A 19,056-nucleotide genomic window follows, 5' to 3' on the forward strand; every position below is an offset into this window, starting at 1 on the left:
TTCAACACCTAGTTTTTAAATTAGAGTGTTTTACTACAACATGTTAAAGAATTTAAGCAATGAACGATATGAATAATTTCAAAAAAAATCTATCTAAAGATTTTCCTGCAAGTATTGTAGTTTTTTTAGTGGCACTTCCCCTATGTTTAGGGATTGCTCTAGCATCTGGAGCTCCATTATACTCTGGTATTATTAGTGGAATTATTGGAGGTGTAGTTGTAGGGTCTCTTAGTAACTCTGCACTAGGTGTTAGTGGACCTGCTGCCGGATTGGCTGTAATTGTTTTAAACGCTATTACAGACTTAGGTAGCTTTGAAATATTTTTGGTAAGTGTAATTCTTGCCGGATTGCTACAGTTAATAATGGGAATTTTAAAAGCAGGTATTGTGGCTTATTATTTTCCATCTTCTGTAATTAAGGGAATGTTAGCTGGTATTGGTATTTTAATTTTTTACAAACAAATTCCCAATGCACTTGGAGCCCAAAACTTTGAAGCAATTAAAACAGGAATCACTTTTAACGTAGCTATTATTACTGCAATTTCTTTAGGTATTTTATTACTATGGCAAACTAAGTTTATTCAAAAAATTAGTTTCCTAGCTATTATTCCCGGTGCATTATTAGCCGTTACAGTTGGTATTTTACTACAAATATTTGTATTTCCCATCAATACAAATTTTCTAGTTAAAATTCCCGTAGCTACATCGCCTACAGAATTTTTAAACAATTTTACTTTTCCCAATTTTTCTAAAGGTCTATTAAACCCTGCTGTTTATTCTACAGCTATTGTAATTGCAGTTGTAGCTAGTCTAGAAACTCTTCTTTGTGTAGAAGCCTCAGACAAACAAGATCCTCAAAAAAGAACCACTTCTACCAACAAAGAATTAATAGCACAAGGTATTGGTAACATGTGCGCTGGACTTATAGGAGGTTTGCCTGTTACTCAGGTTATTGTTCGTAGTTCTGCCAACGTACAAGCAGGAGGACAAACCAAAACCTCAACTATTTTTCACGGATTGTTATTGTTCATCAGTATTTTATTAATCCCTACTTTATTAAATCAAATTCCATTAGCAACTTTAGCCGCTATTCTATTAATTGTAGGTTATAAATTGGCAAATCCAGCTACATTTAAAAAAATGTACAAAGAAGGATGGGATCAATTTATTCCGTTTGTTGTTACTGTAGTAGGTATTGTTGCTACAGATTTATTGATGGGAATTGGATTAGGAATAGCCGTAGCTATTTTTATTATATTAAGAAACAACTACAAAATTCCTTATTTTTTAGAACACAGTAAAAATGGAGACATTGGAACTTATACCCTTGAACTATCAGAAGATGTTACGTTTTTAAACAAAGCCTCTGTTTTAAAAATATTGGATAAAATTCCAGAAAAAAGTATTGTAACTATTATTGCTACTAAAACACAATTTATACATTTGGATATTGTAGAAATTATTCAAGATTTTGCGATTAAAGCTGCTAACAAAGAAATTAAATTGACATTGGTTGATTTGGATATAAATCTACACAAACACAACAAACCAATGCCTCATATAAAAGTAGTAAAATCGTAATTTTAACACCGTATTTAGTTCGCTATACAAACCATAAAAGTATTAAAAAATGAAAGCACACACTAAAGAAACGCAAGCTACAATGACTCCAGAAAAGTCATTACAATTTTTAAAAGAAGGTAATCAAAGGTTTCAAGACAACTTAAAAGCACATAGAAACTTATTAGAACAAGTAAATGATACTAGCGAAGGACAATTTCCTTTTGCAACTATTTTAAGCTGTATAGATTCTAGAGTATCTGCAGAGCTTGTATTTGACCAAGGATTAGGAGATATTTTTAGTATTAGAATTGCAGGTAACTTTGTGAATCAAGACATTTTAGGTTCTATGGAATTTGCCTGTAAATTAGCAGGAACAAAATTAATAGTAGTTTTAGGACACACTAGTTGTGGAGCTATAAAAGGTGCTTGTGACAATGCTAAACTAGGAAACCTTACAGCCATGCTTAACAATATTAAACCTGCTGTAAACTCTATTAAAGAACCTAAAGAAGAAAGTTTAAGAACCTCTGCTAACTTAGAGTTTGTAGACAACGTTTCGGAAAAAAACGTAAAACTTACCATAGAGAGAATTAGAAACGAAAGTGATGTTTTGTCAGACATGGAACAAAAAGGAGAAATTATGATTGTTGGAGCCATGTACAATGTTAGCGATGGTTCTGTAACGTTTTTAAGTTAAAAACAATATTGCACAATAGTTTAAAAGAGGTCATAAGGCCTCTTTTTTAGTTTCTATAAACTATCTTAGAACTTTAAAACAACTGTACTACTACCTATAAAACAAATCCTAAAAAACTCTAAAAATCTTACTTATGGAGGTTCAAAAAATATTTGAAAACAACAAGAAATGGGTACAACATCAATTAGCTATTGATACAGACTATTTTAAAGACATGTCTAAAGGACAAAATCCAGAAATACTTTATATTGGATGTTCTGATAGTAGAGTAACTGCCGAAGAAATGATGGGAGTTGGACCTGGTGAAGCTTTTGTGCACAGAAACATAGCTAATATGGTTCCTAACACAGATTTAAGCGCAATGTCTGTTATTGATTATTCGTTAATGCACTTAAAAGTAAATCACGTTGTGGTTTGTGGTCACTATTACTGTGGAGGTGTTAAAGCAGCTATGCAACCTAAAGACTTAGGAATTTTAAACCCTTGGTTACGTAATATTAGAGATGTATACAGGATTCACAAAGATGAATTAAACACGATTAAAGACGAAGACAAAAAATACAAACGTTTGGTAGAATTAAACGTTCAAGAGCAATGTGTAAATGTTATTAAAACTTCGGAGTTTCAACAAGCTTACAACGACAGAAAAGTAACTGTTCACGGATGGGTTTTTGATATTCACTCTGGTAAATTGATAGATTTAAAAATTGATTTTGAAAAAATTCTAGATCAAATTAGAGAAATTTATAGATTACACTAATCATCAAAAAAGCCTTGTGAATTTCCAAAATGTTTATATTTATTTCTTAATTCATATACATTAATAAAAATAATCATATTTCCCTAATTATCCTTCAAACCTTGAACTAGATTGGAATAATTTGCTCGTTTTTAACTCTTTCTATTTTTTAGTGATTATTTATAAACAAACAGAGTATAAAAAAGATATCATCAGGATCACATGACTTTAAGTAGACTCTCCCTATATCTCTATTCTCGTTAATTATAAGCTCCAATGCCACATTGCTTACTAAGATCATTTCCTCTATGAGCATCAGATTTTCCAACTAAAATTTTAGACCTTGACTCTACTGTATTTGCAACATCTCTATTCTCAGGCACCATAGCTCTTACAGTTTCTTCAAAAACTTTAATCCTATTGGGTTCTCTAGTTATAAAGTCTCCAACAACACTTACAGAAGGCCCTACTCTTGACCCAGTGTCTTCGGCATCAGGGTTCTCTCCTTTTTTAAAAAAACCTAACAGACAATTAGGAATTGCCGACAAATGCGCATAATGGTTAGTTGCAGTAAGTCCGTATTCATGACTCACATTCTTAATATAAGAATCTGATCCAAACCTACCTTGACCTGCCGTATCCATATACCCGTCTTGAGTTTCTACCGCAAAATTACAATTTACAGCATGTATGCCATCTACAAAAACATTTCCGTTAACAACATTCCAAGGCTGTAAAAGCACAGAAGTATTCCCATTTTTAGTTAATATATTTCGCACATGTGCGTTCTCAATACCAATATCTTGACTTCCAAAAGTCCTATTATCCGACTCAATTCTTGCAGTAACTCCCCCTTCACCTGTTAAATTAGAAAGTAAAATATTTAAACCGCAATTTAATTGAACCAATCCATAACCATATGCTGCGTTTTTAATCTCACAATTATCTATTGTTACATTGGTAGGTCTACCTGCTCTACTGATGTCACTAAAGTTAAAGTTAAAATCAATACCTGAAAATCTTGTTTGATTATCTTCTATAAGTATATTTTGAATAAAACAATTAGTCACTCCATTTACCGAAAAAGCCCTTGCTCCTCCAACACGTCGCTCTTCTGATTCTCTAAAATATTTGAATCGAACTCTAGCATCTCCTGTACCCTCTCCTACAATAGACACGTTTTTAATGTTTTGTCTTCTTCCAAGCAAGAAAATTTCTTTTGTTTTTTTGGTAGCACTAGGACTCGTATCTCTTTGATCTGCTTCTATAACGACATTGGGTTTCAATCGAATATGCACATTTGATTTTAAATTAATCTCTTTCAAAATGTATCTACCAGCTTCAATAACAACTCTACCTCCCCCTACATTACTTGCCTCGTCTATGACATTTTGGATTCTTTGCGTAGCATTATCCATGGGAAGTTCAGAAATAATAAATCTGGGTAAGTTATTAATTTCACTTTGTGATGGACCTTGATAGCCTATACCTTTAACAATAAACACATTAGGAATGATCTCTAGTTTAGCCCCCGTAGCAGCAACAGTAATTTCTTCATCATTTGTTTTTCCTACGTTTTCTATTTCTTCTATAACTTCAGGTGATGATAGATTCTTACTACAAGAACTTAAAAAAAAGACAAAACTTAAAAAAAAAGCAATATTTCTTTTACTTAACAATTTAGTATTCATAACTATTCTTTTAAACAGCAAAATATTAATTTTACTTTTATGGTATTAAAATAAAGGACAAACTTATTAAAGATTTAAAAAAGCACTATGGAATATTTTTTAGTTGTTTGTAATAATCTAAACAATATGAAATATTTAAAAATTTAGTCCTCCATAAGTAATTAATTATACGCTCTCCAACCACACTGTTTGTTAGGATCTGTACCTCTATGTGCAATGGCTATTCCTGTTAAAATATCTACTCTTGAAGTTACTGTATTTGCAGGGTTTGTATTTATTGGTACCGATGCACTAACAGTATTTTGCAATATATTAATTCTATTGGTGTCTCTCGTAATAAAATCTCCTACAACACATACGGAAGGCCCAACTCTTGCTCCACTATCCTCCGCATCTGGATTATTATTTCTTAAAAAGAAACTCAGTAGACAATTTGGAATAGCCTCTAAATGAGCAAAATGATTAGTTGCAGTAAGTCCATATTCATGACTAACATTCCTAATAGAAGAATTAGGACCAAATCTACCTCTTCCTGTTGTATCCATATAACCATCTTGAGTTTCTACCGCAAAATTACAATTTATAGCATGTACACCATCTATAAAAACATTTCCGTTAATAACATTCCAAGGCTGTAAAAGTACAGAAGTGTTACCATTTCGAGTTAATATATTTCGTACGTGTGCGTTCTCTATACCGATATCTTGACTTCCAAAAGTCCTATTATCCGACTCAATTCTTGCAGTAACTCCCCCTTCACCAGTTAAATTAGAAAGTAAAATATTTAAACCACAATTTAATTGAACCAATCCATAACCATATGCTGCGTTTTTAATCTCACAATTATCTATTGTTACATTGGTAGGTCTACCTGCTCTACTGATATCACTAAAGTTAAAGTTAAAATCAATACCTGAGAATCTTGTTTGGTTATCTTCTATAAGTATATTTTGAATGAAACAATTTTTAACACCATTTACTGAAAAAGCTCTAATACCTCCTACACCTCTTTCTGTACCTTCTCTAAAATATCTAAACTTAGGCCTAGAATCACCACTACCCTCCCCTACAATAGTTACATTTCTAATATTTTGCCTTCTTCCTATTAAGAAAATATCTTTTTCTCTTTGTCTTGCTTCAAGGCTAGTATCTCTCTGATCTCCTATAATAATTACATTAGGTTTAATCCTAATATGCACATTAGATTTTAAATTGACAGCTCCTAACGTATAAGTTCCTGATTTAATGATGACCCTACCTCCTCCTCCATTACTTGCTTGATCTATAGCACTCTGAATTCTTTGTGTAGCATTATATCTAGGAAATTGTTTCACTACAAACTTAGGCAGTCCATTAATAATTGCTTGCGAAGGCCCTTGATAACCTACCCCACTAGCTACAAACACATTAGAAGTAAAATTAGCAATTACTCCTGTAGCTGCCGCAGTAACTTTTTGTTCCCCTTTCCTAATATTTTCTATAGAAAATAATGGTTGAGTTTCCTCAGAAACAATTTTATGTTCTTCACATGAAATCAAACTAAAAACTACACTTAAAAAAAACAGAATCATTTTTGATTTTAAGAATTTGACACTCATGATTATTGCATTTAAATAATTAATAATAACGAATGTAAATAACTTTTAAATACAACAATCAATTATATCATAATACGACTGCTTAATATCAAAAAAAACCTGATTATAATTAACAAAAAACCATTAAACAACTCTTAAATATAGCAAATCATTAAAAAAAAGATTTATTTTGTTTTTTTAGTATTTCAGAAAAACTTATTGAAAATTTAAAATGGTTTCAATAAGTTTTTGTTTTGCGTTAGGGATTGCACATTTGTTTGAGCTCTTTTAGATGCTGAACTTGTTTCAGGATCTAAAAAGCGAGTGGTAAAAGCCCGACCGTAGGGAACGCTCTAACCAATAATATTTTTCACAAATTTATCAATGGTATTTACACCGTTGGTTCCTATGTGTTTTACAAATGCAGATCCTATAATAGCTCCGTTTACATGTTCGCAAACTGTATTAAAGGTTTCTTTACTAGAAATTCCAAAACCTGCAATTAACGTACTTTTTAGGTTGTATGATTTAATTCTGTTAAAATAAGCTATTTGCTTGTCCGAAATACTTCCTTTGGCTCCTGTAATGGATGATGAAGCTACTACATAAATAAAAGCATCGGTCATGGCATCAATTTTACGAATGCGTTCTTCTGATGTTTGTGGTGTGATTAAAAACACGTTAGACAATCCGTATTTAGCAAACAAAGCTTTGTATGTGTTTTCATATTCAATCATAGGCATATCTGGCAACACCAAAGTCTCTATTCCTACAGATTGACATTTTTCACAAAACTTTTCTGCTCCGTAACGCACCATTTGATTAAAATATCCCATAGCAATTAACGGAATGTTTACTTGATTTTTAATACTTGCTAGCTGATTGAAAATAAGATCTAAATTGATTCCATTTTTTAATGCTATAGAACTTGTTTCTTGAATGGTAGGTCCATCTGCCATAGGGTCTGAATAAGGCAAACCTACCTCTAAAAAATCTACTCCAGCAGCTTCTAATCCTTTAATTACAGTAACGGTATCGTTTAACTGTGGATATCCTGATGTGAAATAAACAGAACACAATCTGTTTGGTTTTTTCTTAAATAATTGGGTTAATTTACTCATCTCCTCTTGCTTGTCTTTTACCTAATTCTGTAATATATGTTTCCAAATCTTTGTCTCCCCTACCCGAAAGGTTGATGACAACAACTTGGTCTTTTTGTAAATTCATTTTTCCTAACACCGCCAAAGCATGTGAACTTTCTAAGGCAGGAATAATTCCTTCTAATTTGGTCAATTCAAAAGCAGCATCTAAGGCTTCTTGATCGGTTGCGTTTAAAAAGGTTCCTCTTTTACTTTCGTACAAATGCGCATGTAACGGTCCTACTCCCGGATAATCTAAACCTGCAGAAATAGAATATGGCTCTACAATTTGACCGTATTCATCTTGCATTAAAATGGTTTTAGAACCATGAATAACCCCTACTTGCCCCAATTGAGATGTGGCTGCACTTTCGCCAGAATTTACTCCCATACCCGCAGCTTCTACAGCTACTAATTGTACTTCTTTATCATCCATATAATGATAAAAAGCTCCGGCAGCATTAGAACCTCCACCTACACATGCAATAATGGTATCTGGGTTTTCTTTTCCTGTTTGTTCTTTTAACTGCCATTTAATTTCTTCTGAAATAATGGCTTGCAAACGAGCTACCATATCTGGATACGGATGTGGTCCTACTACAGATCCTATTAAATAATAGGTTTCTTCTGGGTGTTGAATCCAATCACGAATAGCTTCGTTGGTGGCATCTTTTAAGGTTTTACTTCCACTTGTGGCAGCTACTACTTTAGCTCCTAGCATTTGCATACGTGCTACATTGGGTGCCTGACGTTTGATGTCTACTTCTCCCATAAACACAATACATTCCAAGTTCATTAATGCACAAACTGTTGCTGTAGCTACTCCGTGTTGCCCTGCTCCTGTTTCTGCTATAATTCTTTTTTTACCTAAATGCTTTGCTATTAAAATTTGCCCTATGGTATTGTTTACCTTGTGAGCTCCTGTATGGTTTAAATCTTCTCTTTTTAAATAGATATGAGCTCCGTATTTGTCTGATAAATTAGGTGCGTAGTACAATGGTGTTGGCCTACCCACATATTGTTTTAACAAATACAAATACTCTTTTTGAAAAGCTTCAGAATTAATGATATCCAAATAACTACCTTCTAATTCCTTTACATTTGGATACAGTAATTCAGGAATATAAGCTCCTCCAAATTGTCCGTAATATCCGTTTTTATCTACTTGAAATTCTGACATAATTTATATAGTACTGAGTACTGAGTATTGAGTGTTGAGTACAGTAGCTACGCTCACTTTGTACTTTGTGCTAAATACTCTGCACTAATTATTGTTTCTATTTTATTTTTTTGGTCATCGAGCTGAATCGGAATGCAATAGTTCTCAACTCTGCTTGAACACCGTTTACATTTCTTTTTTACCTTTTTATTTCTTGACTTCTCGACTACGCTCGAAGACCTTGTATTTATATTTAGTGAACGAATCTGTTAAAATATTAAGTCGATTAAACAACTAAACGAATAACAAATTAATACTATTTTATTTTCTTGGTCATCGAGCGGAGTCGAGATACAATAGTTCTCGACTCCGCTTGAACACCGTTTACATTTCTTTATTACCTTTTTTATTTCTTGACTTCTCGACTACGCTCGAAGACCTTTTATTTCATTAAAAAAATGCTGCAACAAGGCCACATCTTTTACAGCAGGTTCCGTTTCAAATTTGCTATTAATGTCTAAAGCATAAATAGGCAACTCAGTTTTTAAAATTTCTTTTACTTTTTCTATTTCATCAACTCCTATACCTCCACTTAAAATAAAAGGTTTGGTTGATGGGTATTGTTTTAGCACCGACCAATCAAACGTATAACCATTCCCTCCTTTGTCTTTTCCCTTGGTATCAAACAGGAAGTAATTTACAAAAGGTTCGTAATTTTTTAGTACAGAAAAATCAAACTCGTCTTTAATTGAAAAGACTTTAAATAACTCAATATCTAAATCGTGACTGATTAGTTCTTGACAATAGGCTACCGATTCTGATCCGTGTAACTGCACTGCTTTAAAGCCGTGTTGTTTTACTTTTTCTAACACAAAACTTATAGGAGCATTTACAAACACTCCTGTTTTTTTGATGTTTTCATCGATATCAGGAATAATTCCTTCAAAATTACGTGGCGATTTTGGATAAAATATAAACCCCATATAGTCTGGTTGTAAGCCAGCTACTGCTTTTATATTCTGATCGTATTTCATTCCGCAAACTTTGATTTTCATATTTTTAAAGTACTGAGTACTGAGTATTAAGCATTGAGTACCGTAGTTACGCTATTTTTGTACTCTTTACTATTTACTTTGTACTATATTTTACATTTGTCCAATAAACTCTTTACAAGCCTGCCCTGGATTGTCTGTTTTCATAAAATTTTCTCCAATTAAGAATCCTTGAAAACCATATTGTTTCAATCCCATAATAATTTTAGGATCGCTAATTCCACTCTCTGAAACTTTTACACAATTGTCTGGAATTTTAGAAGCCAATTCTATAGAATGTTCTAAATCTACCTTAAACGTGTTTAAGTTTCTGTTGTTAATTCCGATGATTTTATCGTTTGCATCAATTTTATCTAATTCCTCTTGGGTATGAACTTCGTACAACACATCCATTCCTAAATCTGTTGCTAATTGACCGTATTGTTTTAACTCTTCTTTAGTTAAACAAGCCGCAATTAATAAAATAACATCGGCACCAATAGCTTTGGCCTCTACAATTTGAAAACCATCTACAATAAAATCTTTTCTAAGAATTGGTTTTACTTCATTAATACTTCTAGCTTTCATTAAATCTACCATGGTACCCCCAAAAAAGTGGGTATCTGTTAAAATAGATTGTGCAGCTACATTGGCATCTAAATATCCGTTAGTTACCTCTAAAATATCTGCCTTATCGTTTATAATTCCTTTAGAAGGAGATTGTCTTTTAAATTCTGCAATAATTCCTGTAGACCCAACCTCTAATAATGATCTTTTTAAAGAAAGTGGTGTTCTTTTAAAATTAGGACTTTCTACTAGTTTTTTAACCTGTACTTCTGCCTTTATTTTTGCAACTTCTTTCTTTTTGTAGGCTACAATTTTCTCTAATATTGTCATCTTATTACTTATTACTTAATTACAAATTTTTAACTAATTCGTATTGTTCTCGACTCCGCTTTGTTCTCGACTCCGCTCGAACACCTTTTTATAACTCTAATAAAGTTTTTAAACTTTGTTTGGCTTTTCCTCCCATTAAACTATCTTCTGCTTGCGCAAACGCTTCTTTAAAAGATTTGCTAGCATCAAAAGTTCTTAAAGCAAATGCTGCGTTTGTTAACACTACATTGTTTTGTGCCTGGGTTCCTTTTCCCTCTAAAATATGGGTAAAAATTTCAGCAGCTTCTGGCACTGTGTTTCCTCCATATATATCAGATTGTTGAATTTGGTCTAAATGAAAATCTCTAGGGTGTAATATTTGTTCGTTATTTTTGCTGTAAATTTTAAATGGCCCTGTTAACGAAATTTCATCATAACCATCTAAAGCGTGTACTACTGCAAAATTATCAGAAGTTTGACTTAAAATATTTTTATACAACCTACCTACCTGCAAGTTAAACACTCCTACCAACTGATTTTGAGGCATACTTGGATTTACCAAAGGCCCCAGCATGTTAAAGAATGTTTTTACCGCCATTTCTTTTCTTACAGGTCCAACAGCTGCCATTGCAGGATGAAATAAAGGAGCGTGTAAAAAGCAAATATTTGCTTTGTCTAACTGGTTTTTTAAAATACTTTCTTCTTTGGTAAATTGATATCCTAAATGCTCTAGCATATTAGAAGAACCCGATGCAGAAGACACCCCATAGTTACCATGTTTGGCCACTTTATGACCTGTACCTGCAACTATAAATGAAGTTAATGTAGAAATATTAAAGGTGTTTTTTCCGTCTCCTCCTGTTCCACACAAATCGATGGTATTGAATTCAGACAAATCAACTTTTAATGCCAATTCTAACAATGCTTCTCTAAAACCTGCCAACTCGTTAACAGTAATGGGTCTCATTAAAAACACTGTTAAGAAAGATGCTATTTGTGAATTATTAAACTCTCGATTGGCAATTCTAATTAAAATTTCTTTAGCTTCTTGCTGACTTAGCTTTTCGTATTCAAATAATCTTGCTAATATTTTCTTCATTTTATTCCTTGGGCCTTTTATGATCTATGATACCTTCTTTTTTGCATTTTCTATAAACTCACGAACCATTATTTCACCATCGGGTGTTAAAATAGATTCTGGATGAAATTGCACAGCACTAATATTAAAATCTTTGTGTTCTATAGCCATCACCCCTCCATCTTCATCTACACAAGTTACTTTTAAATTGCTAGGAATTGTTGCAGGATCTGCAATCCAAGAATGGTATCTAGCTGCTGAAAAGAATTGAGGCAACTGTTTAAAAATTACAGCATTTTCATCTACAACTTTCATTTCTGTTGCTACTCCATGGAATACATTGTCCATGTTGATAATTTTCCCTCCAAAAACCTCGGTAATAGCTTGCAATCCTAAACACACACCAAAAATTGGTTTTTTACCAGCATATTCTGCTATTACTTCTTTTAAAATTCCTGCTTCATCTGGCACTCCTGGTCCTGGAGACAACATAATTAAATCATACTCTCCAACAACCTCTAAAGGAATTTCATCATTTCTAAAAACATCTGGAGTTTCTCCAGTAATTTCTTCTACCATGTGCACTAGGTTGTAGGTAAAAGAATCGTAATTATCTAATATTAATATTTTCATATCTATTTAGTACTGAGTACTGAGTATAGAGTATTAAGCACTGTAGCTATGCTAACTTTGCACTTTGTACTTTTTACTCGGCACTAATTTATATTTTCTCTGCCAACACCAAAGCTTTCTTTAATGCTGCTAACTTATTATTTACTTCTTGCAATTCTCCCTCTTCGGTAGAATCCATTACAACTCCGGCTCCTGCTTGGTAATACAACGTATTGTTTTTACTTACAAAAGAACGAATGGCAATGGCTAGGTTTACTTCTCCAGACAAACCAATTACACCAACAGCCCCACCGTAAAAACCTCTGCTTTGAGATTCGTACGTATCTATTAACTGCATGGCTTTGTATTTTGGAGCTCCACTTAAAGTTCCTGCAGGAAAGGTATCACCCACAATTTTTAAAGGATCTCCTTTTATTTTTCCTACTACGGTAGATACTAAGTGAATTACATGACTAAAGTACTGCACTTCTTTAAATACTTCTACCGTAACATTATCGGCATGTTTACTCATATCGTTACGAGCTAAATCTACCAACATTACGTGTTCTGCCGTTTCTTTTTTATCGTTTGATAATTTTTCTCCTAACAAATGATCTTCTTTTGCATTCCCTGTTCTTCTGAACGTTCCTGCAATAGGGTTGATGGTTGCAATTCCTTTTTTAACTTTAATTTGTGCTTCTGGTGATGATCCCATCAAACGGAAACTACCATAATCAAAATAAAACAAATAAGGTGATGGGTTGATAGAACGCAAAGCTCTATACAAGTTAAAATCATCTCCTTTGTATTTTTGTTGAAACTGTCTAGACAATACAATTTGGAATACATCTCCGCGTTTACAATGTGCTTTTCCTTTTCTTACATATTCTTTAAATTCTTCATCTGTACAGCTTGATGTTTCTGTTGTTTCATCGTATGAAAAATCTTGTGTTTGATAGGTTGGATTGTTTACAATAGTGATGATTTCATCAATATTAGATTCCTCTCCTTCTGGCACATTTTCTATCACAATCATTTCATCATTAAAGTGATTGATCGCAATTACGTATCTAAAAAAACTATAGTGTAAAAACGGAATGGCAGATTCTGCTTGTTTTGCTTGTAATTTGATGTTCTCAAAGTACTGAACCGCATCATAAGTTGTATACCCATACAAACCGTTAAACGCTTTGTATTCTGCAGGAGAATCTGTCTGAATTAAATCAGAATAGTACTGAAATATTTCGTGAAAATTTCTTTGCAACGGTGCCGTACTCAACACTTCGTCTCTATAACTTAAACTTAAAGAATGATTTTCTGCTTTTATATGAACCAAAGGATCTATTCCTATAAAGGTATAACTATCTTCTTTTGAATGATAATCAGACCCTTCCAACAAAACGGTGTTGGCAAAACGATCTCTAAATCTTAAATATAATCCAACAGGTGTTACCGTATCGGCCATCTGCTCTTTAATAACTGTCTTAAATTGTAATTTGTTCATAAACTTTTTGCTTATACACTATAAAAAAAGGCTTATCGTGAGATAAGCCTTTATATATTTATTTGATTAAAATACACAATGATACTCACGCTTAATTAATTAAGAGTGTGCCACCACCAAGTATTTTTTGTATCTAATTTCATTGACACAAATTTAACATAGATTTTTGAATTTGCAAATTATTTATATTGTATTTACAAACTCCTTTTAAATTCTATAATTAAGTCGTAAATAGTTTTTTTTATGTTCTACGCATTTTTGTATTTTCACAAAAAATTAAACTATAGAAAAATGAATTGGTATTTAAAAGTTTTAAAACAGTATATAGATTTTAACGGAAGAGCAAGAAGGAAAGAATATTGGATGTTTACTTTAGTTAGCTCTCTTATTAGTTGGGCTATTCAAGGCATATTCGCTCTAATATTTGGTATGGAATTATCAACAAAACTAGGCTATGTATATTCTCTATTTGTCTTTGTACCTAGCATTGCTGTTGGAGCAAGAAGACTACACGACATCAACAAAAGTGGTTGGTTTCAACTTCTTTGGTTTTTACCTTTAATTGGTTGGATTTGGATTATTGTTCTCTTAGCTAAAAATGGAAATGAAGGTCCTAACCAATATGGACCCGATCCTAAAAACCCTACAGATGAGTTGAATGAAATTGGTGTTGCATAAGCAACTATTAATTTTACAAAAATTAAAAAAGCCTCTTTAAAAATTTTTAAAGAGGCTTTTATTTTTATTACATATTTTGTGTGTAATAATTGTAATCTTTAATAACCATATCTATAAAATCGGTACTTGTTTGGTCTTCTATGGGTTGTTGATTAATGACCGCTATAATTTTTTCTTTTAGCTTTAACAACAAAGCATGATCTGTATTTGCTTTTGCTCTAAGAAAATGTTCTTTAATAATTCTAACATCGTTGTCTGACAACTTAACTACCGATGCATAAGTTGGTTGGTAATTAGAAACTAAATTTTCTTCTAAAATGGTGTGGCTAATATTTATTTTATTTCGCAAGCTAACCACTGCCGTTCCAGATGCAATTCCTCCTAAACGTTGAGATTTTTTAGTGCTCCCAATAAACACCAAAGCAATAACTCCAGAAAACATATTTAGATCTACAATACGCATCACCCATCTTATAAAAAAATCGATGAATCCTGTTTGGTAACCATCAATTTTAAGCACCTTAAGCTTCATTAGCTTTTTCCCAATTGTTTGTCCGTTTAGCATCGTTTCTAATACCAACGTGTAAAAAATTACAGGAATTAAAAACACTATAACCACAGCAATTACCGACCATTGATCGTTAGTCTTTAAATACTTTCCCAAATTTAAAAGCCCAAAAAACAAATAAGCAAAAACAGCTATGTAAGCTGATTTGACTAATACATCTATAAACCAAGCTGCCATCCTATGATTCAACTCCGCAGTCTTAAAATCTAAGTTTACATTTTGGGTCGTGGTAATTTGTATTTCTGCCATTAAAGCTAGTAATTTGATACTCTATGAGAGAGATTGCATTTATTAAACAAAATAAAGAAAAATGGTTGCGTTTTGAAAGCGCAATCAAAGAAAAAAACATAGCGCATCCAGAAGAATTGTCTAAACTTTATCTGCACTTAATTAATGACTTAGCTTTTGCTCAAACATACTACAAAAAAAGCAAGTTGGTGGTGTATTTAAATCATTTAACCATTTTAGCTTTTCAAAAAATATACAAATCTAAAAAGGAGGACAAAAACAGACTTTTACAGTTTTTCTTAATTGATGTGCCTTTGTTGCTCTATACCTATAAAAAATATATTTATTATTCATTCATCATTTTTGGATTGTCTGTAGGAATTGGTCTTATTTCTGCTATTTATGATGATAGTTTTGTTCGTTTAATTCTTTCTAATGGGTATGTAAATCAAACTTTAGAAAACATTAAAAACGGAAATCCAACAGCCATTTACAAATCGGGTTCTAATTGGGGAAGCTTTATTGGAATTACTTTTAACAACCTGTATGTAGGTTTAAAAGCCTTTGCTTTTGGAATTACCGGAGGAATAGGAACGGCTTATGTACTGCTGCAGAACGGAATTATGTTAGGAGCTTTTCAATACTTTTTTGCAGAACAAGGTGTGTTACTGCAAAGTGTAAAAGGAATTTGGATTCATGGTGCCATGGAAATTTTTGCCATTGTGATAGAAGGAGCCGTAGGTCTAATTTTAGGAGCCAGTATTTTGTTTCCTAAATCTTTAAAAAGAATAGACTCTTTTAAAGAAGGAATGCGAAATGGAATTAAAATCATCATCAGCACCTTTCCTTTTACCATTGCTGCTGGTTTTTTAGAAGGATTTGTATCTAGGTACGGAAATAGCATGCCTACTATTTTGGCCTTTGCCATTATTATAGGAACCTTAAGTCTTATTTCTTACTATTTCTTAATCTATCCACATAAAATAGCTAAAAAAGTAACTTTAGATTCCTCTATGCTATGAGATTCATCAACAAACCCATCAACCTAATTTTGTTAATGTTTGTTAGCGTATCCAAAGCTACAAACGATAGCATTGCAAAGGTTTCTAGAAAAATTCCAGAAAACTACAAAGAAGCCTATACTTCATCAGATTATAATTATAAAGAACAAGAACCTTCTTTTTGGCTTGAATTTAAACTATGGTTGGCACAACTTATCTACAATCTTTATAAAAAATTAGGTTTAGGAGGTACAAGTATCTATTACACCAAACTTGTTTTTTACTTTTTAATAATTATAGCTGCCATTTATATAATTGCACGCATGATTTTTTACAAAGAAGGTACTTGGCTTTTTAGAAAAAAACAAAACAATACTTTAACGTATGAAAACGAAGTGGAAGAAATTGAATCTGCCAATTTTGATATTCTTGTAAAACAAGCACTGGCACAAACCAATTACAGATTGGCTGTTAAGTATTATTATTTATGGGTGTTGCAAAAATTATCGGAAAAAGAAATTATAGAACTTAGCAATCTTAAAACCAATGCCGATTATCAACTAGAAATAGAAGACACTTCTTATAACACTCGTTTTAAAAGTGTTTCTTATTACTACAATTATATTTGGTATGGTGAGTTTGTGATTGATCAAGAAGCGTATCAAAAAATTGAAATTAGCTACCAACAATTACTAAAAGACCTTGCCTAATGAAAAAGAAAGGATTTATTATTCTAGGAATTGTAATTGTATTGTTGGTCATTCTTATAGACAGTCTTAGCCCCAAAAAAATTATTTGGGATAAAACCTATAACGAGCAAAACAAAAACCCTTTTGATGTAAAAGTATTTTACGATCAATTAAACAAAGTATTTACTTCTCAAAAAATTGTTACGCTTAAAAACACGTTTTACGAATTTCAACAAGAAAACCCATCTATTAAAAAAGAACAAAACAACTTATACTTTAATATTGATGAGGCTTTTTTGCCCGATAAAGCCTCTAGAAACCAACTATTAAAATTTATTGGAAACGGAAACACAGCCTTTATTAGTGCCAATACTTTTGCTGATGAATTGTTAGATAGTCTACATCTTTTAAAAAGCTTTAAAAGCAAAGAGTTAAACAACGTAGATTCTTTATACATCAACCTACATCACTCTAAGTATTTTTTAAAAACTGAAAAGAAACTCAAATTTTATCAAGGATATTTTAAAGACAGTACACATCTTACATCTCTAGGAACTGTTAGTTACGCTCCTAAAAATGAACCCTTTAAAATTCTCACTAATTTTATTGAAGTTCCCTATAAAAAAGGACGATTCTATTTACACACACAACCCAAAATTTTTAGCAATTATTATTTGCTAGAAATGCCAAACACACAATACATAAATCAGTTACTTTCTATGTTTCCTGATGCAATTATTGCTAACAAAACAACTTTTAACACTCTGTATTTTGAGAGCAATTACAAAGGAAATCCAGACTTAGAAAATAGCCCTTTACGATTTATTAAAAAACAGAAAGAACTTTACTTTGCTTGGATATTAATACTTGTAGGAATTGGCTTGTTTTTATTGATAAACGCAAAAAGAAAACAAAGAATTATTCCTATAATTCCTAAAGTAAGAAACACCAGTTTAGACTTTGTAGAAACCATTTCTGTTTTATATGAAGAAGCCGATAATTTTCAGCCGATGATTCATCATAAAATAAATATTTTTTATAAAAACATTCGTCAAAAGTACAATCTGATTACCGACAACACCAACGAGAAACTGGCCAAACAACTAAGTTTAAAATCGGGTTACGATTTGCAAAAAACCAAAGAATTAATCCGTTTTATCAACACCCTTAAACATAGAGACAGTTCCTCTATAATTCTCTTAAAAAAATTAAATAAAGAAATAGAAGACTTTAACAAAAATACAAACGCATGGAAGAATTAGAATTTAGCAACCGAATAGATTTAACCGAACTACACCAAGGAATTAACACCATAAAACAAGAAATTTCTAAAGTTATAGTTGGTCAAAAACACATGGTTAATTTGTTATTAACCGCCTTGTTGTGCGAAGGACACGTGTTAATAGAAGGTGTGCCTGGAGTTGCCAAAACAGTAACAGCAAAACTGTTGGCCAAAACATTGTCTATAGACTATCAAAGAATTCAGTTTACTCCAGATTTAATGCCATCGGATGTGTTAGGAACTTCTATTTTTGATTTGAAAAAATCGGAATTTGAATTTAAAAAAGGACCTATTTTTTCTAACCTTATTTTAATTGATGAAATTAACAGAGCTCCTGCAAAAACACAAGCTGCTTTGTTTGAGGTAATGGAAGAACAACAAGTAACTATTGATGGAACTAAGTATGATTTAGAATCGCCATATTTTGTAGTTGCTACGCAAAACCCTGTAGACCAAGAAGGAACTTACCGATTACCCGAAGCTCAACTAGACCGATTTTTGTTTAAAATTACCGTAGACTACCCTAACTTAAACGATGAAATAGAAATCATCAACAGAGAGCACCAAGCAACACAACCTAAATTAGATTTTGTTTCGGAAAGCATTAGCAAAGAACAAATATTGGCTTATCAGCAACTTGCAAAACAAGTTATTGTAGAACCAAACCTAATTAAATACATTGCAGATATTGTGGTGAGTACTCGTAGCAACTCCTTTTTGTATTTAGGAGCCTCGCCAAGAGCCTCTATTGCCTTGTTAAAAGCATCCAAAGCATTTGCTGCCATTAACGGAAGAGATTTTGTAACTCCTGAAGATATTAAGCAAATTGCCGTTCCTGTATTGCAACACCGAGTAATTGTAACTCCAGAAAGAGAAATGGAAGGAATTACGGCTGCTCAAATTATTAACGATAGTATTCAATCTACCGAAATACCAAGTTAATTC

The 19,056-nt window shown here is 32.3% G+C and carries 18 protein-coding genes; 8 read left to right on the top strand and 10 right to left on the bottom strand.

Features of this window, described 5'->3' with window-relative positions:
- Positions 1 to 68: 68 nt before the first annotated feature.
- From ACY2IJ_RS08030 to ACY2IJ_RS08040, 3 genes are all read left to right on the top strand, one after another.
- A complete protein-coding gene (locus ACY2IJ_RS08030) occupies positions 69 to 1,580 on the top strand; it encodes a SulP family inorganic anion transporter (RefSeq protein WP_476723844.1) in 1,512 nt (503 codons plus the stop codon).
- Positions 1,581 to 1,629: 49 nt separating this feature from the next.
- Positions 1,630 to 2,259 carry a carbonic anhydrase family protein gene (locus ACY2IJ_RS08035; protein WP_476723845.1) on the top strand — a complete coding sequence of 210 codons (630 nt, stop codon included), beginning with the start codon at positions 1,630 to 1,632 and terminating at the stop codon, positions 2,257 to 2,259.
- Positions 2,260 to 2,392: 133 nt separating this feature from the next.
- On the top strand, positions 2,393 to 3,019 hold the full coding sequence (locus ACY2IJ_RS08040; RefSeq protein WP_476723846.1) for a carbonic anhydrase: 627 nt from the start codon (positions 2,393 to 2,395) through the stop codon (positions 3,017 to 3,019).
- Positions 3,020 to 3,258: 239 nt separating this feature from the next.
- Here ACY2IJ_RS08040 and ACY2IJ_RS08045 read toward each other — a convergent pair whose 3' ends face one another.
- The 9 genes from ACY2IJ_RS08045 to ACY2IJ_RS08085 form a co-directional block, all read right to left on the bottom strand.
- Complete coding sequence (locus tag ACY2IJ_RS08045; protein ID WP_476723847.1) at positions 3,259 to 4,689, bottom strand: glycoside hydrolase family protein; 1,431 nt, start codon at positions 4,687 to 4,689, stop codon at positions 3,259 to 3,261.
- 161 nt (positions 4,690 to 4,850) lie between these two features.
- The gene (locus tag ACY2IJ_RS08050; RefSeq protein WP_476723848.1) at positions 4,851 to 6,287 is read right to left on the bottom strand and encodes a glycoside hydrolase family protein; all 1,437 of its coding nucleotides are present in this window, start codon (positions 6,285 to 6,287) and stop codon (positions 4,851 to 4,853) included.
- 332 nt (positions 6,288 to 6,619) lie between these two features.
- The gene (trpA, locus tag ACY2IJ_RS08055) at positions 6,620 to 7,387 is read right to left on the bottom strand and encodes a tryptophan synthase subunit alpha (protein WP_476723849.1); all 768 of its coding nucleotides are present in this window, start codon (positions 7,385 to 7,387) and stop codon (positions 6,620 to 6,622) included.
- Positions 7,380 to 8,585, bottom strand: coding sequence for a tryptophan synthase subunit beta (gene trpB / locus ACY2IJ_RS08060; RefSeq protein WP_476723850.1), 1,206 nt, complete (start codon positions 8,583 to 8,585; stop codon positions 7,380 to 7,382). Before trpB ends, trpA begins: the two co-directional genes overlap by 8 nt.
- Positions 8,586 to 8,989: 404 nt before the next feature.
- Complete coding sequence (locus ACY2IJ_RS08065; RefSeq protein WP_476723851.1) at positions 8,990 to 9,619, bottom strand: phosphoribosylanthranilate isomerase; 630 nt, start codon at positions 9,617 to 9,619, stop codon at positions 8,990 to 8,992.
- A gap of 90 nt (positions 9,620 to 9,709) precedes the next feature.
- Positions 9,710 to 10,492 carry an indole-3-glycerol phosphate synthase TrpC gene (gene trpC / locus ACY2IJ_RS08070; RefSeq protein ID WP_476723852.1) on the bottom strand — a complete coding sequence of 261 codons (783 nt, stop codon included), beginning with the start codon at positions 10,490 to 10,492 and terminating at the stop codon, positions 9,710 to 9,712.
- Between the two features lie 88 nt (positions 10,493 to 10,580).
- The gene (trpD, locus tag ACY2IJ_RS08075; RefSeq protein ID WP_476723853.1) at positions 10,581 to 11,570 is read right to left on the bottom strand and encodes an anthranilate phosphoribosyltransferase; all 990 of its coding nucleotides are present in this window, start codon (positions 11,568 to 11,570) and stop codon (positions 10,581 to 10,583) included.
- 24 nt (positions 11,571 to 11,594) lie between these two features.
- Complete coding sequence (locus ACY2IJ_RS08080) at positions 11,595 to 12,182, bottom strand: anthranilate synthase component II (protein ID WP_476723854.1); 588 nt, start codon at positions 12,180 to 12,182, stop codon at positions 11,595 to 11,597.
- A gap of 88 nt (positions 12,183 to 12,270) precedes the next feature.
- Positions 12,271 to 13,665, bottom strand: coding sequence for an anthranilate synthase component I family protein (locus ACY2IJ_RS08085; protein ID WP_476723855.1), 1,395 nt, complete (start codon positions 13,663 to 13,665; stop codon positions 12,271 to 12,273).
- Between the two features lie 291 nt (positions 13,666 to 13,956).
- On the opposite strand from ACY2IJ_RS08085, the gene ACY2IJ_RS08090 reads away from it, so the two are divergent.
- The gene (locus tag ACY2IJ_RS08090) at positions 13,957 to 14,343 is read left to right on the top strand and encodes a DUF805 domain-containing protein (protein WP_476723856.1); all 387 of its coding nucleotides are present in this window, start codon (positions 13,957 to 13,959) and stop codon (positions 14,341 to 14,343) included.
- A gap of 67 nt (positions 14,344 to 14,410) precedes the next feature.
- Here the strand turns inward: ACY2IJ_RS08090 and ACY2IJ_RS08095 are convergent, their stop codons facing one another.
- Positions 14,411 to 15,160 (bottom strand): RDD family protein, encoded by a 750-nt coding sequence (locus ACY2IJ_RS08095; RefSeq protein ID WP_476723857.1) that lies wholly within the window; start codon positions 15,158 to 15,160, stop codon positions 14,411 to 14,413.
- A 23-nt stretch (positions 15,161 to 15,183) separates the two neighbouring features.
- Here ACY2IJ_RS08095 and ACY2IJ_RS08100 point away from each other — a divergent pair, with 23 nt between their 5' ends.
- Genes ACY2IJ_RS08100 through ACY2IJ_RS08115 form a run of 4 tightly spaced genes read left to right on the top strand, consistent with a single transcriptional unit; the run spans position 15,184 to position 19,053 of the window.
- Positions 15,184 to 16,161 carry a stage II sporulation protein M gene (locus ACY2IJ_RS08100; RefSeq protein ID WP_476723858.1) on the top strand — a complete coding sequence of 326 codons (978 nt, stop codon included), beginning with the start codon at positions 15,184 to 15,186 and terminating at the stop codon, positions 16,159 to 16,161.
- Positions 16,158 to 16,850, top strand: a complete 693-nt coding sequence (locus tag ACY2IJ_RS08105; RefSeq protein WP_476723859.1) for a hypothetical protein — start codon at positions 16,158 to 16,160, stop codon at positions 16,848 to 16,850. The genes ACY2IJ_RS08100 and ACY2IJ_RS08105 overlap by 4 nt, the downstream gene beginning before the upstream one ends.
- A complete protein-coding gene (locus ACY2IJ_RS08110) occupies positions 16,850 to 18,091 on the top strand; it encodes a DUF4350 domain-containing protein (protein ID WP_476723860.1) in 1,242 nt (413 codons plus the stop codon). The genes ACY2IJ_RS08105 and ACY2IJ_RS08110 overlap by 1 nt, the downstream gene beginning before the upstream one ends.
- A complete protein-coding gene (locus tag ACY2IJ_RS08115) occupies positions 18,079 to 19,053 on the top strand; it encodes an AAA family ATPase (RefSeq protein WP_476723861.1) in 975 nt (324 codons plus the stop codon). Before ACY2IJ_RS08110 ends, ACY2IJ_RS08115 begins: the two co-directional genes overlap by 13 nt.
- The last annotated feature ends 3 nt before the right edge of the window (positions 19,054 to 19,056 follow it).

It is taken from the genome of Wenyingzhuangia gracilariae (genome assembly GCF_056387575.1).

What these genes read in the sequence shown, in the direction of transcription:
- ACY2IJ_RS08085 (WP_476723855.1), bottom strand. Translation starts at nt 13,665, where the DNA reads ATGAACAAATTACAATTTAAGACAGTTATTAAAGAGCAGATGGCCGAT.
- ACY2IJ_RS08090 (WP_476723856.1), top strand. Translation starts at nt 13,957, where the DNA reads ATGAATTGGTATTTAAAAGTTTTAAAACAGTATATAGATTTTAACGGA.
- ACY2IJ_RS08105 (WP_476723859.1), top strand. Translation starts at nt 16,158, where the DNA reads ATGAGATTCATCAACAAACCCATCAACCTAATTTTGTTAATGTTTGTT.
- ACY2IJ_RS08040 (WP_476723846.1), top strand. Translation starts at nt 2,393, where the DNA reads ATGGAGGTTCAAAAAATATTTGAAAACAACAAGAAATGGGTACAACAT.
- ACY2IJ_RS08035 (WP_476723845.1), top strand. Translation starts at nt 1,630, where the DNA reads ATGAAAGCACACACTAAAGAAACGCAAGCTACAATGACTCCAGAAAAG.
- ACY2IJ_RS08030 (WP_476723844.1), top strand. Translation starts at nt 69, where the DNA reads ATGAATAATTTCAAAAAAAATCTATCTAAAGATTTTCCTGCAAGTATT.
- ACY2IJ_RS08095 (WP_476723857.1), bottom strand. Translation starts at nt 15,160, where the DNA reads ATGGCAGAAATACAAATTACCACGACCCAAAATGTAAACTTAGATTTT.
- ACY2IJ_RS08050 (WP_476723848.1), bottom strand. Translation starts at nt 6,287, where the DNA reads ATGAGTGTCAAATTCTTAAAATCAAAAATGATTCTGTTTTTTTTAAGT.
- ACY2IJ_RS08110 (WP_476723860.1), top strand. Translation starts at nt 16,850, where the DNA reads ATGAAAAAGAAAGGATTTATTATTCTAGGAATTGTAATTGTATTGTTG.
- ACY2IJ_RS08045 (WP_476723847.1), bottom strand. Translation starts at nt 4,689, where the DNA reads ATGAATACTAAATTGTTAAGTAAAAGAAATATTGCTTTTTTTTTAAGT.
- ACY2IJ_RS08080 (WP_476723854.1), bottom strand. Translation starts at nt 12,182, where the DNA reads ATGAAAATATTAATATTAGATAATTACGATTCTTTTACCTACAACCTA.
- ACY2IJ_RS08100 (WP_476723858.1), top strand. Translation starts at nt 15,184, where the DNA reads ATGAGAGAGATTGCATTTATTAAACAAAATAAAGAAAAATGGTTGCGT.
- trpB (WP_476723850.1), bottom strand. Translation starts at nt 8,585, where the DNA reads ATGTCAGAATTTCAAGTAGATAAAAACGGATATTACGGACAATTTGGA.
- ACY2IJ_RS08115 (WP_476723861.1), top strand. Translation starts at nt 18,079, where the DNA reads ATGGAAGAATTAGAATTTAGCAACCGAATAGATTTAACCGAACTACAC.
- trpA (WP_476723849.1), bottom strand. Translation starts at nt 7,387, where the DNA reads ATGAGTAAATTAACCCAATTATTTAAGAAAAAACCAAACAGATTGTGT.
- trpD (WP_476723853.1), bottom strand. Translation starts at nt 11,570, where the DNA reads ATGAAGAAAATATTAGCAAGATTATTTGAATACGAAAAGCTAAGTCAG.
- trpC (WP_476723852.1), bottom strand. Translation starts at nt 10,492, where the DNA reads ATGACAATATTAGAGAAAATTGTAGCCTACAAAAAGAAAGAAGTTGCA.
- ACY2IJ_RS08065 (WP_476723851.1), bottom strand. Translation starts at nt 9,619, where the DNA reads ATGAAAATCAAAGTTTGCGGAATGAAATACGATCAGAATATAAAAGCA.